At 66.9% G+C, this 14,865-nt stretch carries 16 protein-coding genes; 9 read left to right on the top strand and 7 right to left on the bottom strand.

The genetic code is table 11. The features are described from left to right. Positions 1-16 precede the first annotated feature (16 nt). From MHEC_RS01365 to MHEC_RS24640, 4 genes are all read left to right on the top strand, one after another. The gene (locus MHEC_RS01365) at positions 17-319 is read left to right on the top strand and encodes a hypothetical protein (RefSeq protein ID WP_048891446.1); all 303 of its coding nucleotides are present in this window, start codon (positions 17-19) and stop codon (positions 317-319) included. Next, positions 319-1,785, top strand: a complete 1,467-nt coding sequence (locus MHEC_RS01360; protein ID WP_053093997.1) for a hypothetical protein — start codon at positions 319-321, stop codon at positions 1,783-1,785. The genes MHEC_RS01365 and MHEC_RS01360 overlap by 1 nt, the downstream gene beginning before the upstream one ends. 367 nt (positions 1,786-2,152) lie before the next feature. After that, positions 2,153-2,467 (top strand): hypothetical protein, encoded by a 315-nt coding sequence (locus MHEC_RS23875; protein WP_235434792.1) that lies wholly within the window; start codon positions 2,153-2,155, stop codon positions 2,465-2,467. A gap of 42 nt (positions 2,468-2,509) precedes the next feature. Further along, positions 2,510-2,935, top strand: coding sequence for a recombinase family protein (locus MHEC_RS24640; RefSeq protein ID WP_142358684.1), 426 nt, complete (start codon positions 2,510-2,512; stop codon positions 2,933-2,935). Positions 2,936-3,332: 397 nt separating this feature from the next. Here the strand turns inward: MHEC_RS24640 and MHEC_RS01345 are convergent, their stop codons facing one another. From MHEC_RS01345 to MHEC_RS01335, 3 genes are read right to left on the bottom strand one after another with little or no spacing between them, the layout of a single operon-like run. Further along, positions 3,333-4,493: a DUF4185 domain-containing protein gene (locus tag MHEC_RS01345; RefSeq protein WP_048891445.1), complete on the bottom strand. Its 1,161-nt coding sequence runs from the start codon at positions 4,491-4,493 to the stop codon at positions 3,333-3,335. 7 nt (positions 4,494-4,500) lie between these two features. Next, positions 4,501-5,544, bottom strand: a complete 1,044-nt coding sequence (locus tag MHEC_RS01340; protein ID WP_048891444.1) for an aspartate-semialdehyde dehydrogenase — start codon at positions 5,542-5,544, stop codon at positions 4,501-4,503. Then, positions 5,544-6,809, bottom strand: a complete 1,266-nt coding sequence (locus tag MHEC_RS01335) for an aspartate kinase (protein WP_048891443.1) — start codon at positions 6,807-6,809, stop codon at positions 5,544-5,546. Before MHEC_RS01335 ends, MHEC_RS01340 begins: the two co-directional genes overlap by 1 nt. Positions 6,810-7,057: 248 nt before the next feature. Between MHEC_RS01335 and leuA the strand changes: the two genes are divergently transcribed. Continuing rightward, positions 7,058-8,878 carry a 2-isopropylmalate synthase gene (gene leuA, locus MHEC_RS01330; RefSeq protein WP_048891442.1) on the top strand — a complete coding sequence of 607 codons (1,821 nt, stop codon included), beginning with the start codon at positions 7,058-7,060 and terminating at the stop codon, positions 8,876-8,878. A gap of 5 nt (positions 8,879-8,883) precedes the next feature. Here leuA and MHEC_RS01325 read toward each other — a convergent pair whose 3' ends face one another. Then, entirely contained in the window at positions 8,884-9,873 is a 990-nt protein-coding gene (locus MHEC_RS01325; RefSeq protein ID WP_048891441.1) for a DEDDh family exonuclease, read from the bottom strand. 98 nt (positions 9,874-9,971) lie between these two features. On the opposite strand from MHEC_RS01325, the gene MHEC_RS01320 reads away from it, so the two are divergent. Continuing rightward, a complete protein-coding gene (locus MHEC_RS01320; protein WP_048891440.1) occupies positions 9,972-11,204 on the top strand; it encodes a Mur ligase family protein in 1,233 nt (410 codons plus the stop codon). After that, complete coding sequence (locus MHEC_RS01315) at positions 11,197-11,910, top strand: type 1 glutamine amidotransferase (RefSeq protein WP_048891439.1); 714 nt, start codon at positions 11,197-11,199, stop codon at positions 11,908-11,910. Before MHEC_RS01320 ends, MHEC_RS01315 begins: the two co-directional genes overlap by 8 nt. Positions 11,911-12,165: 255 nt before the next feature. Here the strand turns inward: MHEC_RS01315 and recR are convergent, their stop codons facing one another. Continuing rightward, positions 12,166-12,777 (bottom strand): recombination mediator RecR, encoded by a 612-nt coding sequence (recR, locus tag MHEC_RS01310; RefSeq protein ID WP_048891438.1) that lies wholly within the window; start codon positions 12,775-12,777, stop codon positions 12,166-12,168. Position 12,778: 1 nt separating this feature from the next. Further along, positions 12,779-13,114 carry a YbaB/EbfC family nucleoid-associated protein gene (locus MHEC_RS01305; RefSeq protein WP_201399413.1) on the bottom strand — a complete coding sequence of 112 codons (336 nt, stop codon included), beginning with the start codon at positions 13,112-13,114 and terminating at the stop codon, positions 12,779-12,781. A gap of 98 nt (positions 13,115-13,212) precedes the next feature. Between MHEC_RS01305 and MHEC_RS01300 the strand changes: the two genes are divergently transcribed. After that, complete coding sequence (locus MHEC_RS01300; protein WP_048891436.1) at positions 13,213-13,974, top strand: Rv3717 family N-acetylmuramoyl-L-alanine amidase; 762 nt, start codon at positions 13,213-13,215, stop codon at positions 13,972-13,974. 155 nt (positions 13,975-14,129) lie between these two features. Beyond that, entirely contained in the window at positions 14,130-14,360 is a 231-nt protein-coding gene (locus MHEC_RS01295) for an MbtH family protein (RefSeq protein WP_048891435.1), read from the top strand. Positions 14,361-14,378: 18 nt separating this feature from the next. On the opposite strand, the gene MHEC_RS01290 is transcribed toward MHEC_RS01295, so the two are convergent. Next, a complete protein-coding gene (locus MHEC_RS01290; RefSeq protein WP_048891434.1) occupies positions 14,379-14,816 on the bottom strand; it encodes an SRPBCC family protein in 438 nt (145 codons plus the stop codon). Between the last annotated feature and the right edge of the window lie 49 nt (positions 14,817-14,865).

The following is a 14,865-nucleotide window of genomic DNA, read 5'->3' as shown; positions in this document are numbered from 1 at the left end:
CTTTACGATTCCGTCCGTGCCAGCCGACACCTGGAACCCTCGACTCAAGGTGCTGGCCGCGGGCCTGCACCGGCTGGGCGAGCAATGTGAGAGGATCAGCGGTGAGCTGGCGGCGGCTGCCGCTTCCCCGGTGACCGGCGTCTCGTCGTGGCAGTGCAACGCCGGGGCGGTGCACGTCGCCGCCGCGGCGGCGGGCAAGGACCTGGGTGCGATCGCCGGCCGGGTGGGCAACCGAGGCGGGCACTACCACACCGCGGGCACCGCCTACACCAGCATGGACGAGGAGGGCGCGAAGCGGTTTCGCGGGCTGGTGCCCTGATGGCCGGTGTGCCGGGGGGCTGGCCCACCCTCTCGGAGCTGAAGGCCTCGACATTCGACCATCTGGGGCGCTTCGCCGACTGGTGTGAGCGCATCGCCGGGGTGGAGGAAACGCTGCAGCGGCTGGCCCGCGAGGTTCGCGCCCCGGGGGGTGCGGAGTGGGAGGGTGAGGCCGCCGACGCAGCGATCGCCCAGGCCGAGATGGATGTGTGTCGGGCGCGCCCGTTTTTGTGGAGCGCCGCCGATGCCGCGGTCATCGCCCGCAACGGCCAAGACATGCTTGAGGCCGGCCGGCGGGCGGTCTTGGACGCGGTTGATGACGCCGAGCGCGACGGTTTTCGGGTGGGCGAGGACTACAGCGTGGCCGATACCCATTCGGCCAGCACCCGCGAGCAGCACGCGCAGCGCCAGGCCCAGGCCCAATCCCACGCGAATTTCATCCGCCACCGCCTCGGCCATCTGGTCGCCCACGACCAGCACATCACCGGCGAACTCCAAACCGTCAGCGCGGATTGGGGCAGCCTCAACTTCGAGCAATCAGGCGGCGCCCGACCCCTCGACAACAAGACACTCAAGGAAGCACCGGGGAACGCCGCAGACGAAGGTAAACGCCGCCAGAATCAGATCGACGCCTTCAAGCAGGTCTTTGGCCGCGAGCCGGTATCGGCTGCTGATTGGGATACCGCCGCCGCCCTCGACCCGCACAGCTACGACCCCAAGTACCAGGGTGTTCCCCCCGAAATTCGCGTGGTGAGAATCAATCCGGTGCCGGGACAGGGTGAGGTGCGTGTCTCGCAATGGATCGAACAACGCGACGTAACCAGTAATCCTCTTCCCCCGTTCACGCGTGACTTGGGCGACAACAGAAGAGCGAGCCCAAACTTCGATCCCGAAAATGCCCGGGTCACCACCTATATCGACTATGAGAACGGCATCGTCGTGATGCGGCAGAATCCCTCGGTGCAAGAAACGGACGGTGGTGGACCCGGACAGGTGAAGGTGGGTGTTCCGCAGGGCACCGTGACGCAACTTCCCGACGGTTCCGTGCGCATCAAATACGACGCCGGCAACCCATTCGCACCGGGCTTCTCGAGAAATCCGCCTGAGCCGTTTCATCCGTGGACGGTCAATGGCGATCTGGTGTTCACACCGGGACCGCAAGGCGTCCATGTCGATGGGACCCGCACGGATTATCCGTCGATGGAGGTTTATCAAGACCTGCCCAACGGCTCCACGCATACAGTGCTGATCGACCCAGCTCAGGTGGGAGATTCTGGGGGACCTGCCCTGAATCTTCCGCGACACCATGATGTGGGTATCGGCGGGCGTGCGTTCGAGCCGTTCGACCGGGGCACGTGGAACCCCCGATATGATATCCGCGTTCCGCTGCCCGCCACCGACTTCGGTCCTGTGTCCAGCCCGCCGTCTGTGCCCACGCCGCGTTCGGGTCCCGGAATCCCGGCCTGAATCCAGAGAGGGAGGCTTATGCCATCGATTAATTCGTTGCGTGACCTTGACTCTCGGGTCTGGTCCACGGCCACGTGGGCGTTGCCATTCGTCGTTCAACTCGTATTGGGGGCAATGTTCATCGTTTTATGGCTTTTGGGTAAAGTACCTCCCTTCACGACGCACAGTGCATATGAAGGTGAGCGTGCCTGGTTCATATCGGGAGCTGCAGTCACTATGGTGGCATCCGCGGTGGTAAGTGGTTTGCTCCTCACATCACGATCGCCCTGTGTTCGCGGCGTTGCCCTGAGTGCTGTGGGTTCAGGCACGATTGTTCTTATCGGGTCAATCGTCTACGCCATTTGGGAACTTCGTTGATCGGTTGCTCATGCAGAAAAGTTCGCTGACAGGGACGGCGAAGGACCGCTATGGCGTAAAGAGCTTCTTGGCCGCACTGGTGACTAGTCTCGCAGTGGAAATCCCCGCGTGGGCAGCCGCCATGTATTACGTACTTCCACTGTTTATTTACGTGCTACCGGCACTGGCAGTCATCGATCTGGCCGTCTACAGCCTCCTCGCGAAGCGCCCCGGCACAGCGGGGCAAATCGGCCGGGGAATCCTCATCGGCTCATTGTCGGTCCCGCTGTCGGCCGTCGTGTTCACCGTCGGGTTCATCGTGGCGCACGCCATCGGTCCAATTTGACTATCAAAGCCGTTGCGCGCCAGCCTCGGCCACCAGACCGCGATGTCGACCCGAGCCGGGGAAGGTAAGCAACGAGGCCGCTGCGCGGGTGTCGACCGCGCAGCAGAACTGCCACATGCAAACCCAAGCGTTGAAATCAACTGGTGCGGGTCGGATTTGGACGGAAACCAATGTCGGGGCCGGGATCACCGCCCCCAGTTGGCGACCCTGCTCGCCTACGCCCGCGCCAGGGATGTGCTGTTGATGTGGCGGCTGGACCGGCTGTGCCGCCCCCTGGCACACCTGCTCAAACTCGTGAGCGGGCTGGAGGCCTGCGGCATCGGACTTCGATTTTCCACCGTGGCCACCCAGACCAGCAGCGCGGGTGGGCGGCTAATGTTTGTTCGGGACATTGGCGTCAGCATCGTCAGCTCAGCCGCGATCGTTCTAATTGGGACGATCCCCTTCGCTCTGTGGTTTTTTCGCTGATGGAGTTGCGCAGGGAGAATGCGTCACCGACTGGTGCTGGTAAGTATCGCTACCGTCCCGATCTGAATTTGCAAGGTCAATACCGCACGGGCTTAGAAACGTGAATCGACGTGCATTCAGCGGTATTGGCAGCATTGGACACTTCAACGGTAGGTGCTGGGCACTGCGGTGCGCTTACAAAGCGGCCTGTACCGGCGGGCCGGCTCGCGGTATGCGGCAGCGCGAGCACCCCGATCACTACTCGGATGCCAGTTTCGACGGCATCCTCTGACCAGGCCCAAACCCCCGGGCGTCGCTGATACATATTTGCCTTGCGCCAACATATTTTTCGTTCACTAACCAGCCGATGGCGCTCCCTGGGGACCGTCCCGGACCGAACGCGGCGTCCTAGCGTCGCCTATTCGTCCGGCTTGAACGGATTAACCGCGAACTGGATCACCCGGTAGGGGGCGCGGGCTCGCGGGTCGGCGTTGTTCCACTGGCTGACGAACACCCGAAGCTCGTCCAGCGTCGAGCCCGGCGAGATGTATCCGCCGTAAGGCTGAGCGAGCCGGTTGTCATACGGCGGCGGCAGGCTTTCCGCGGGCTCGGGCCACTCGTCGTGCTGCACCACCGTGGTCACCGGCGCGGTGCCCAGCGAGGTCGGATCGTTGGCCACCCGGACCTCCATGTTGCCGGTGCTGGCGTTGAAATACGACAGCACCGCCTTGCCGTCGATCTGCCGGAAGCTCATCTCGCCGACCTGGTCGTCCCACAACGGGGTGGGTGGCTTGTTCCAGCCGCCGTCGGGCCCGCCGGCCCAGCCTTGCCAGCGCGAGCGGTCGGTGAATGCCTCCGGCGTCGCACGGTAGAGCACGACCGGCTGGGTGCGGTCGAAGCTATCGGCCACGATGTAAACCCAGCCGGTCGGTGAATCGGCCGTTGGCACCGGGTCGTAGTAGCCGCTGATCTGCGACTGCCGACCACCCTGGTAGGCGGCGTCCCTGACTGATCCCGGCACGGTCGGCCAACTCCCTTGCGCCGGGTCGGCTTTCACCAGTCGGGAGGACTGCGGCATCAGGTTGACGGCAGTGGTGACCAGCAGATAGTTCTGCCGGTTGATCTGCACCACCCCGGCCGGCAGTTGCGACGCCCCGGGCGGCGTGGGTTCGGCCAGCAGCGGCTCCCACACCCCCATCACGCCGAAGTAATGCACGCCGGCCGGATCGTCGACCGAGGCGGTGTCGACGTGCAGTGCGATCGGCGCGAACCCCGGGCCGAAGCCCACCCCCTGCCCGGCAAAGCTGTCCCCGCAGACCTGCAGCACTCCGCTGGGAAACTCCATGAACGCGCACAGGTCTGTGGCGCCGATGCCATAGTCGCGGGTGGGTGTGCCGGTGCCGGCGGTGGGGCCCAGCCGTATTACCTCACCCGGCGCCAGCGGCTGCAGCACCGGCTCCGGCATCGGTGCGGGCGGATCGGCGTTGGCAAACGAAAATGCTTGTGGCACAAGAAAACACGCAACAGACGCGGCCGTCAGCGAACACCGCGTGACCCGGCGGGCATGGGCCAAACTCACCCGCGGATCACAGCTCGGCGGCCAGCAGCTCGGCGATCTGAATGGTGTTGAGCGCCGCCCCTTTGCGCAGATTGTCGCTGGAGACGAACAGCGCCAGGCCGCGCCCGTCGGGCACCCCGGGGTCGCGCCGGATCCGGCCGACCAACGATTCGTCGACCCCGGCGGCGGCCAGCGGGGTGGGCACGTCGACCAGCTTCACGCCCGACGCGCCGTCGAGCAGCTCGCTAGCCCGCTTTGGCGAAAGTGGGTGGGCGAACTCGGCATTGATCGACAGTGAATGCCCGGTGAACACGGGAACCCGCACGCACGTCCCGCTGACCGAAAGCTCTGGGATGCCAAGGATTTTGCGGCTTTCGTCGCGCAACTTCTGGTCCTCGTCGGTTTCGCCGGAGTCGTCGTCGGCCAGGGTGCCGGCCAGCGGCACCACGTTGAACGCGATCGGCGCCACATAGGTTTGCGGCCTTGGGAATTCGACCGCGTCGCCGTCGTACACCAGTTGCTCCGCCTCGTCGACGACCGCGCGGGCCTGGCCGGCCAGCTCCTTGACCCCGGCGACGCCGCTGCCGGAGACAGCTTGGTAGGTCGAGACCACCAGGCGCACCAGCTGCGCTTCGTCGTGCAACACCTTGAGCACCGGCATCGCCGCCATCGTGGTGCAGTTGGGATTGGCGATGATGCCCTTGGGCAGGCGCCCGGCGCCGCGAACATCCCTGTCGAAGTTCACTTCGGAAACCACAAGCGGCACGTCCGGGTCCTTGCGCCACGCCGAGGAGTTGTCGATCACCGTCACCCCGGCGGCGGCGAACCGTGGCGCGTGCACCCGCGACATCGTCGCGCCGGCGGAAAACAGCGCGATGTCCAAGCCGGTGGGATCAGCGGTCTCGGCGTCCTCGACCTCGATCTCCTGGCCGCGGAACGCCAGTTTGCGGCCTTGCGAGCGCGCCGAGGCGAAAAACCGCACCGACGTCACCGGGAAGTCGCGTTGCTCCAGCAGCGTGCGCATCACCTGGCCCACCTGTCCGGTGGCGCCGACCACACCCAGCGCGACCATCAGCGACCCGACCCCGCGTAGACGGTCGCCGGTTCATCGCCGCCGAGCCCGAAGGCGTCGTGCAATGCGAGCACGGCCTTGTCCAGTTCGGTGTCGCGGATCAGCACCGAGATGCGGATCTCGGAGGTGGAGATCAGGTCGATGTTGACCCCGACGGCGGCCAGCGCTTCGCAGAACGTGGCGGTCACCCCGGGATGGCTGCGCATGCCCGCGCCGATCAGCGACACCTTGCCGATGTGGTCGTCGTAGAGCACCTGAGAAAACCCGATCTCGTCCTTGAGCGAATCCAGCTTGGCCACCGCGGTCGGTCCGCTGTCGCGGGAGCAGGTGAACGTGATGTCGGTCTTGCCGTTTTCGACCTTGGACACGTTCTGCAGCACCATGTCGATGTTCACGTCGGCGTCGGCGACGGCCCGAAACACCTTGGCCGCGTAACCCGGGATGTCGGGGATCCCGACGACGGTCACCTTGGCCTCGCTGCGGTCGTGTGCGACTCCGGTCAGGATGGGGTCTTCCATGGGCTTGTCCTTGATTGATCCGGTGACCACGGTGCCCGGCTTGTCCGAATACGACGACCGGACGTGGACGGGAATGTTGTAGCGGCGGGCATATTCCACGCAGCGCAGCATCAGCACCCTGGCGCCGCACGCGGCCATTTCGAGCATCTCCTCGAACGTGACCGTGTCCAGCCGCCGCGCGTTCGGCACGATCCGCGGGTCGGCGGAAAAGATGCCGTCCACGTCGGTGTAGATCTCGCAGACGTCGGCCCCCAGCGCTGCGGCCAAGGCCACCGCGGTGGTGTCCGAGCCGCCGCGGCCCAGCGTGGTGACATCCTTGGTGTCCTGGCTGACCCCCTGGAACCCGGCGACCAGCACGATCTTGCCCTCGTCGAGCGCCGCCTGCAGTCGGCTCGGGGTGACGTCGATGATCTTCGCGTTGCCGTGTGTGCCGGTGGTGATCACGCCGGCCTGCGAGCCGGTGAACGAGCGCGCATCCGCGCCCAGCGATTCGATGGCCATCGCCACCAGGGCGTTGGAGATCCGCTCGCCGGCGGTCAGCAGCATATCCAGCTCGCGAGGCGGCGGCGCCGGGCACACCTGCTGCGCCAGCTCCAGCAGTCCGTCGGTGGTGTCGCCCATCGCGGAAACGACCACCACGACGTCGTTGCCCTGCTTTTTGGTTTCGACGATGCGCTCGGCGACACGGCGGATCCGCTCGGCGTCAGCCACCGAGGATCCACCGTACTTCTGGACGACGAGCGCCACCGTTGCCCTTCCGGTCCCGCGAGATTCACCTGGTATGAGTCCAGAACAGAATACGTGGCCGCCCGGGTGACGACGCGGGTCGCGCCGCCCGCATTTTGGGCTGCGGGTAGAGCGGGGTACAGTGCATTGCGTGCAGCGGGTGCTCCTTCTCGGACGCCGCGACGGGGTCTGATCCAGACCGGCTTCCCGTCGCGGGCGTTTGCGATGCGCCGGTCTGAGATCCCTCTTCCAAACCCGGAGCAGCCACCGTGACAAGCTTTTCCCGGCCCTCGGCCGACTCACCTGACGTGTTCTCGTCGATACGTGCCATCACCAAACCCGCCGGTCCGCCCAATCCCGGTCAGCCCGCATGGAACACCCAGCGCGGATCGTCGATGCCGATCCACCGGTACCGGCCGTTCGCCGAGGAAGTGGAGCCGATCAGCCTGCCCGACCGCACCTGGCCCGACCGCGTCATCACCAAAGCACCGATGTGGTGTGCGGTGGATCTGCGCGACGGCAACCAGGCGCTGATCGACCCGATGAGCCCGGCCCGCAAACGGCGCATGTTCGACCTGCTGGTGCGCATGGGCTACAAGGAGATCGAGGTCGGGTTCCCGTCGGCCAGCCAGACCGACTTCGACTTCATCCGCGAGATCATCGAACACGACGCCATCCCGGACGACGTCACCATCCAGGTGCTGACCCAGTGCCGACCGGAGCTGATCGAGCGCACTTTCCAGGCGTGCGAGGGCGCGCCCCGGGCGATCGTGCACTTCTACAACTCGACGTCAATCCTGCAGCGCCGGGTCGTTTTCAAAGCCGACCGGGCCGCCGTGCAGCAGATCGCGGTCCAAGGCGCTCGCAAATGCCTGGACGAGGCCGCCAAATACCCCGGCACGCAATGGCGATTCGAATACTCACCGGAGTCCTACACCGGCACCGAACTGGAATACGCCAAGCAGGTGTGCGACGCCGTCGGCGAGGTCATTCAGCCCACGCCGGACAACCCGATCATCTTCAACCTGCCGGCCACCGTCGAAATGGCAACGCCCAACGTCTACGCGGACTCGATCGAGTGGATGAGCCGTCATTTGGCCCGGCGAGACTCGGTGATCCTGAGTCTGCACCCGCACAATGACCGCGGAACTGCTGTTGCCGCAGCCGAATTGGGCTATCAGGCGGGTGCCGACCGCATCGAAGGCTGCCTGTTCGGTAACGGCGAACGCACCGGCAACGTGTGCCTGGTGACGCTGGGGCTGAACCTGTTCAGCCGCGGCGTTGACCCACAAATCGACTTCTCCAACATCGACGAAATCCGGCGCACCGTCGAGTACTGCAACCAGCTGCCGGTGCACGAACGGCACCCCTACGGCGGCGATTTGGTGTACACCGCGTTCTCCGGCAGCCACCAGGACGCCATCAACAAGGGCCTGGACCAGATGAAGCTGGATGCGGATGCCGCCGATACGGATGTGGACGATCTGTTATGGCAGGTGCCGTACTTGCCGATTGACCCGCGCGACGTGGGGCGTACCTACGAGGCCGTCATCCGGGTCAACTCACAGTCTGGCAAGGGCGGGGTCGCCTACATCATGAAAACCGACCACGGCCTCGTCCTGCCGCGTCGGCTGCAAATCGAATTCAGCCAGGTGATCCAGAAGATCGCCGACGGCGAAGGGGGTGAGGTCTCGCCAAAGGAGATGTGGGAAGCCTTCGCCGAGGAGTATCTGGCTCCGGTGCGCCCGCTGGAGCGGATGCGCCAACGGGTGATCGCCTCGGAGGTCGACGGCGGCACCGACCGCATCGAGGCCGTCGTCAAGGTCGACGGGGTCGAAACGGAGATCAGCGGTGCCGGCAACGGCCCGGTTGCCGCGTTCGTCGATGCGCTGAGCCACATCGGCTTCCATGTCCACGTCCTGGACTACTCCGAACACGCGATGTCCGCCGGCGAGGAAGCGCAGGCCGCCGCCTACGTCGAAGCGTCGGTGGGCGAGCGAACGGTGTGGGGCGTGGGCATCGCGTCGTCAATCACCACCGCGTCGCTGCGTGCGGTCGTCTCGGCGGTGAACCGCGCTTCACGGAACTGACGGCGTCAAAACAACACGAACTGCTCGTCCACCCGGGCGGGGTCGATGAATTCTTCGATGGCCGTGCCGCCGCGGACTTCGCTTACACAGTCGAGGAATACCGCATCGGAGACCACCGGCACGCCCAGCTCGCGCGCCAGGTAGCCCTTGCCGTGGACCGGGCGCGGATCATTGCAGACCACCAGCGAAGTGTCCCGGTCCACCGCATCGCTGTAGGCCAATCCCGCGTGCAGGATCCGCTCGACCAGTTCTTCGTGGGTGCGGCTGCATTCGGCGGCCAGGGCAACTCGCATACCCTGGACCAGCGGCCGGCCCTGGACATACGGCCCTGGGTTGAGGTAAGGGCAGGGCATGCGTGAGGCGAGCATCTTCAGCGGGCGCAGCTCGTCGTGGGTGACCCTGCCATTCGGCCAGCGGCGCCGGGTGACCGGACGCACGGGCAACCACACATCACGTTGGCGGGCACGCTCCAGCGCCGCGGGCAGCACCCGGCTCAACACCAGCGCGTCGTCGAACGCGTCGTGCGGCCGCTGCTGTGCCACACCCCAGTGCGCGGCGAGCGTCTCCAGCCGCAGATTGTCGACCCCGAGGTCAAGCCGGCGGGCCAACTCGACCGTGCACATGACGGTGTCGACGGGAAGCTCCGCGTCGGCGAATTCGGCTTCGGCGGCAAGAAACGCGTAGTCGAACGCCACGTTATGCGCCACCAGCGTGCGGCCGTCGAGCAGTTTGACCACGTCGTCGACAATGTCAGCGAACTGGGGCTGGTCTTCGAGCATGGCCGCGGTCAAACCGTGCACGTGGGTGGGACCCGGATCCACCCCCGGGTTGAGCAGGCTGACCACCGACTGTTCCACGCGGCCATCGGCGTCGAGTGCCAGCACAGCCAGGCTGATGATCCGGGCGGGGCCGGGTCTAAAACCCGAGGTTTCGACGTCGATAACGGCCCAGCCTGCACCGGGTTCGGTGGCCGGTAGGCCCCAGGTTGTCGCCATAAATGGAGGATGGCACGCCGAACCGACATCGCCGGGTCGCTGAGCTCCGTGTCGCCGCCTCAAGTGGGGGGGACCGGCTGCGCCCTACACTCCCGAATGTGATCACCACCCGCGGACGTCTCGCACTGGCCGCCGGCGCGGGTGCGCGGTGGGCGTCGCGGGCGACCGGCCGCGGGGCCGGCGCGATGATCGGCGGTCTGGTCGCCATGACCCTGGACCGTTCGATCCTGCGTCAGCTGGGCGCGGGCCGGCGCACGGTCATCGTCACCGGTACCAACGGCAAGTCGACCACCACCCGCATGACCGCGGCAGCGCTGGGCACGGTTGACGGCCGGGTGGCCACCAACGCCGAGGGCGCCAACATGGATGCCGGACTCATCGCCGCGCTGGCCGCTGACCGCGACGCACAGCTGGCCGCCCTGGAAGTCGACGAAATGCATGTTCCGCACGTCCTGGACGCGGTAGAGGCCGCGGTCGTCGTGCTGCTCAACCTGTCCCGCGACCAGCTGGACCGGGTCGGCGAGATCAACGTCATCGAACGCACGCTGCGCGCCGGCCTGGCCCGCCACCCGGAGACGGTGGTGGTCGCCAATTGCGACGACGTGCTGATGACCTCGGCCGCCTACGACAACCCCCACGTGGTGTGGGTGGCCGCGGGCGGCGCCTGGGCGGCCGACTCGGTCAGCTGCCCGCGCAGCGGCGAGGTGATCGTCCGCGACAAGGCGCACTGGTATTCCACCGGCACCGACTTCAAACGGCCCAGCCCGCACTGGTGGTACGACGACGACGCCCTCCACGGGCCCGACGGGTTGGCTATACCGATGCGGCTGAGCCTGCCGGGTGCGGTGAATCGCGGCAACGCCGCCCAGGCCGTCGCGGCCGCCGCGGCGTTGGGCGCCGATCCGGTGGCCGCGGCGGCAGCGGTGTGCGGGGTCGACGAGGTCGCCGGGCGCTATCGCACGGTGCGCGTCGGCAGCCACACCGTGCGGATGCTGCTGGCCAAAAACCCCGCCGGCTGGCAGGAAGCGCTGTCGATGGTGGATAGGAACGCGGCCGGCCTGGTCATCGCGGTCAACGGGCGGGTGCCCGACGGCGAGGACCTGTCCTGGCTGTGGGACGTGCGCTTCGAGCAGCTCGAGGGCGTCGCTGTGGTGGCCGCCGGCGAGCGGGCCACCGACCTGGCGGTGCGGCTGGGGTATGCGGGGGTCGAGCACACGCTGGTCCACGACACCACCGCGGCCATCGCGTCCTGCCCGCCCGGCCATGTCGAAGTCCTCGCCAACTACACCGCATTCCTGCAGCTGCAGCGGAAGCTGGGGCGCCGTGGCTGACTCGAGCGTGCGGATCGGGCTGGTGCTGCCCGACGTGATGGGTACCTACGGCGACGGCGGTAACGCGACGGTGCTGCGGCAGCGGCTGCGGATGCGCGGCATCGACGCGGAGACCGTCGAGATCACACTGGCCGACGCGGTGCCGGAGAGCCTGGACATCTACACGCTGGGCGGGGCGGAAGACTATGCGCAGCGGCTGGCGACCCGCCATCTCGTCAAGCATCCGGGGCTGCAGCGCGCGGCGGCTCGCGGCGCTCCGGTGTTGGCGATCTGCGCGGCCATCCAGGTGCTCGGGCACTGGTATGAGACGTCGGCGGGTGAACGCGTCGACGGGGTGGGCCTGCTCGATGTGACCACCTCGCCGCAGGCGAAACGCAGCATCGGCGAGCTCGTCAGCACCCCTTTGCTGGACGGGTTGACGGCGCCGTTGACCGGCTTTGAAAACCACCGCGGCGGCACGGTGCTCGGCGCCGCGGCGGCACCGCTGGGCGCGGTGAAAAAGGGTGCGGGCAACCGCGCCGGCGACGGGTTCGACGGCGCGGTCCAGGGCAGCGTGATCGCCACCTACATGCACGGGCCGTGCCTGGCCCGCAATCCCGAACTCGCCGACCTGCTGCTGCGCCGAGTCGTCGGCGAGCTGCCGCCGCTGGAGCTGTCCGAGGTGGACCTGCTGCGCCGCGAGCGGCTGCGGGCCGCCCGGGTTTGAGGCCGGCCAGCCTCTGGCGAGCGCCGCGCTGCGCACCCGCCGTATGACGTCTTGACGTCGCGGCGGCGGCCACGTCGATGGTGGTCGCCGTCGTACGCGACCGCCACCTTGTAGTTGGCCCAGCTCCTGTCGACGCTGCCACCGGCCGGTCGCCGCCGAGCACGGGTCCTTGGGTGGTCGGGGTGGGCGAGCCGGCGTCGCGGAACAGTGCCAGTGGACCGCTCGCTGGTTACCGGCTCGCCGCAACGGCGACGGTCACGCCATGGCGCGTCGGCCGAGCAAAGCGCGGCCCAGGGTCAGCTCGTCGGCGAACTCCAGGTCGCCGCCCATCGGCAGGCCGGAGGCGATCCGTGTCACGCTAAGCCCGGGAATGTCGCGCAGGACCCGCATCAGGTAGGTGGCGGTGGCCTCGCCCTCGGTGTTCGGGTCGGTGGCGATGATCACCTCGGTGACATCGACCCCGTCGACCCGTTCCCCGATCCGATTCAGCAGCTCGCGGATCCGCAGCTGGTCAGGCCCGATGCCGGACAACGGATCGAGCGCCCCGCCCAACACGTGGTAGCGGCCGCGGAATTCGCGGGTGCGCTCGACGGCCTGGACGTCCTTGGGCTCCTCGACCACGCATACCAACGACGCGTCGCGGCGCGGGTCCGCGCAGATCCGGCACCGCTCGTCATCGGAAACGTTGCCGCACACCGCGCAGAACCGCACTCCGTCGCGGACCTTCGCCAGCACCGCGGTGAGCCGGTCGATGTCGGCGGGCTCGACCGACAACAGGTGAAAGGCGATGCGCTGAGCGCTCTTGGGCCCGATGCCCGGCAATTTGCCCAGCTCGTCGATCAGATCCTGGACCGGCCCCTCGAACACGTCAGGTCTCCGGTAGACCGAGCGCGCTACCCATCCCCCCGGCCAGCGGCCCCAGCTTTTGCTGCGCCATGGTGGTGACCTGCGCCGACGCATCGGCCAGCGCACCGACGATCAGGTCTTGCAGGGTCTCGACGTCGTCCGGGTCGACGACCTTGGGGTCGATGGTCACGGCCACCACCTCGCCGCTGCGTTTCACGGTGACCTGCACCAGGCCGCCACCGGCCTGACCGCGCACCTCGGAGTTGGCGAGCTGTTGCTGGGCTTCCATCAACTGTTGCTGCATCTGCTGCGCCTGGGCAAGCAACGCCGACATGTCGGGCTGGCCTCCAGGTTGCATGACAGTCCCCTTGCGTTCTGATCTCGACTTGGTTTCGCCTGCCGCTGCCGCGCGGTTCGAAACTTTCAGCCTAGACGGCCGCGAGCTACCGTGGCGCGGTGCGCATAGGAGTTTGCCCGCGTGTCGGGGTCGCGATCGCCGCCGGTGTGCTCGTCACCGCCTTGACGCCGGCTGTCCCGACGGCGCCCGCAATCCCGGCCAACATCGCCGGCATGATCGTGTTCCTCGATCCCGGCCACAACGGGGCCAACGACGCCTCGATCAATCGTCAGGTATCCAACGGCCGCGGCGGCACCAAGGATTGCCAGGCCAGTGGAACCTCGACCAACAGCGGCTACCCGGAGCACACCTTCACCTGGGACACCACGCTGCGGATCCGCGCCGCGCTCAACGCGCTGGGGGCGCGGACCGCGATGTCGCGGGGCAACGACACCGAGGTGGGGCCCTGTGTGGACCAGCGCGCCGAGATGGCCAACGCGGTACACCCCAACGCCATCGTCAGCATCCACGCCGACGGCGGTCCGCCGACCGGGCGCGGGTTCCACGTCAACTATTCGGCGCCGCCGCTCAACCAGGCCCAGGCGGGCCCGTCGGTGCAGTTCGCCCGGATCATGCGCGACCAGCTGCAGAGCTCGGGGATTCCGCCGGCCAACTACATCGGCCAAAACGGGCTCTACGGGCGCGCGGATCTTGCCGGGCTCAACCTGGCGCAGTATCCGGCGGTGCTCGTCGAGTTGGGCAACATGAAAAACCCGGCCGACTCGGCGCTGATGGAGTCCCCCGAGGGCCGGCAAAAGTACGCCGACGCCGTCGTCAAGGGCATCGCGGGCTTCCTCGCCAGCCAGCCCCAAGCTGGTTGACTGCCCCGAGACCGGAAACTTGAAGCCGTCATGTCGCTCGCAGTCGATCGAGGAGTCAGTTATTCTGTCCCGGCGTTTAAGTGGCCTCCAGTACGGGTTGTCAGTACGGGGGTAGGACTGTTGGAGTCATCTCGACTAGATGGTCTGGAGGACCAGTGAGCATCAATCCGTTCGACGACGAAAATGGCCGCTTCTTCGTCTTGGTCAACGACGAAGAGCAACACAGCCTGTGGCCCACCTTCGCCGAGGTTCCGGACGGCTGGCGCGTGGTGTACGGCGAAGCCGACCGTGCCTCGTGCCTGGACTACATCGAAGCGAACTGGCCCGACATCCGGCCGAAGAGCCTGCGTGACAGGCTGGCTCAGCAGCAGGCTTCGGAGAACTGAACGCCACTGGCCGACGGTCTAGCTTTCCAGTTCCTTCTTCAGGTTGGCGAGCACCTCGGCCTGGATCTTCTTCAGGCCCAACGGTGCGAACGTCTTCTCGAAGAAGCCCTTCAGCCCGCCGGCCCCGGTCCAGGTGGTCTTGACGGTGACGCTGCAGCCAGGTCCTGCCGGGGCGACCGTCCAGTTGGTGACCATCGACGAGTTGGCGTCTTTTTCGATGACGGCATGGCCGGCGACGTCGACGCTGGCTTGTACCTCGCGCACCCGGGACTTGGTGGCCTGTAGCTTCCACTTGGCAACCGTGCCCTGACCTTGGCCGCCGTGCAGCACTTGGTAGTCGCGGTAGTGCGAGGACAGGATTTTCGGGCGGACGTTTGTGTAGTCGGCGACGGCGGTGAGGACGGCTTCCGGCGTGGCATTGATCAAAACGGTGCTGGCGGCGCTGACCTGTCCCATCTGGCAAGACTCCTCTGCTGTGGATGTGCTGACATCGCGCGCCTACGCT

This window comes from Mycobacterium heckeshornense, assembly GCF_016592155.1.
Lineage (GTDB): Bacteria > Actinomycetota > Actinomycetes > Mycobacteriales > Mycobacteriaceae > Mycobacterium > Mycobacterium heckeshornense.
Note: the sequence above shows the minus strand (reverse complement) of the source record. Positions and strands in the feature narration are given on the sequence as shown.

Excerpts from the sequence above, each read along its gene's own strand:
- MHEC_RS01360 (WP_053093997.1), top strand. The coding sequence starts at position 319 with ATGGCCGGTGTGCCGGGGGGCTGGCCCACCCTCTCGGAGCTGAAGGCC.
- MHEC_RS23875 (WP_235434792.1), top strand. The coding sequence starts at position 2,153 with ATGCAGAAAAGTTCGCTGACAGGGACGGCGAAGGACCGCTATGGCGTA.
- MHEC_RS24640 (WP_142358684.1), top strand. The coding sequence starts at position 2,510 with ATGTCGACCCGAGCCGGGGAAGGTAAGCAACGAGGCCGCTGCGCGGGT.
- MHEC_RS01340 (WP_048891444.1), bottom strand. The coding sequence starts at position 5,544 with ATGGTCGCGCTGGGTGTGGTCGGCGCCACCGGACAGGTGGGCCAGGTG.
- MHEC_RS01325 (WP_048891441.1), bottom strand. The coding sequence starts at position 9,873 with ATGGCGACAACCTGGGGCCTACCGGCCACCGAACCCGGTGCAGGCTGG.
- MHEC_RS01305 (WP_201399413.1), bottom strand. The coding sequence starts at position 13,114 with ATGCAACCTGGAGGCCAGCCCGACATGTCGGCGTTGCTTGCCCAGGCG.
- MHEC_RS01290 (WP_048891434.1), bottom strand. The coding sequence starts at position 14,816 with ATGGGACAGGTCAGCGCCGCCAGCACCGTTTTGATCAATGCCACGCCG.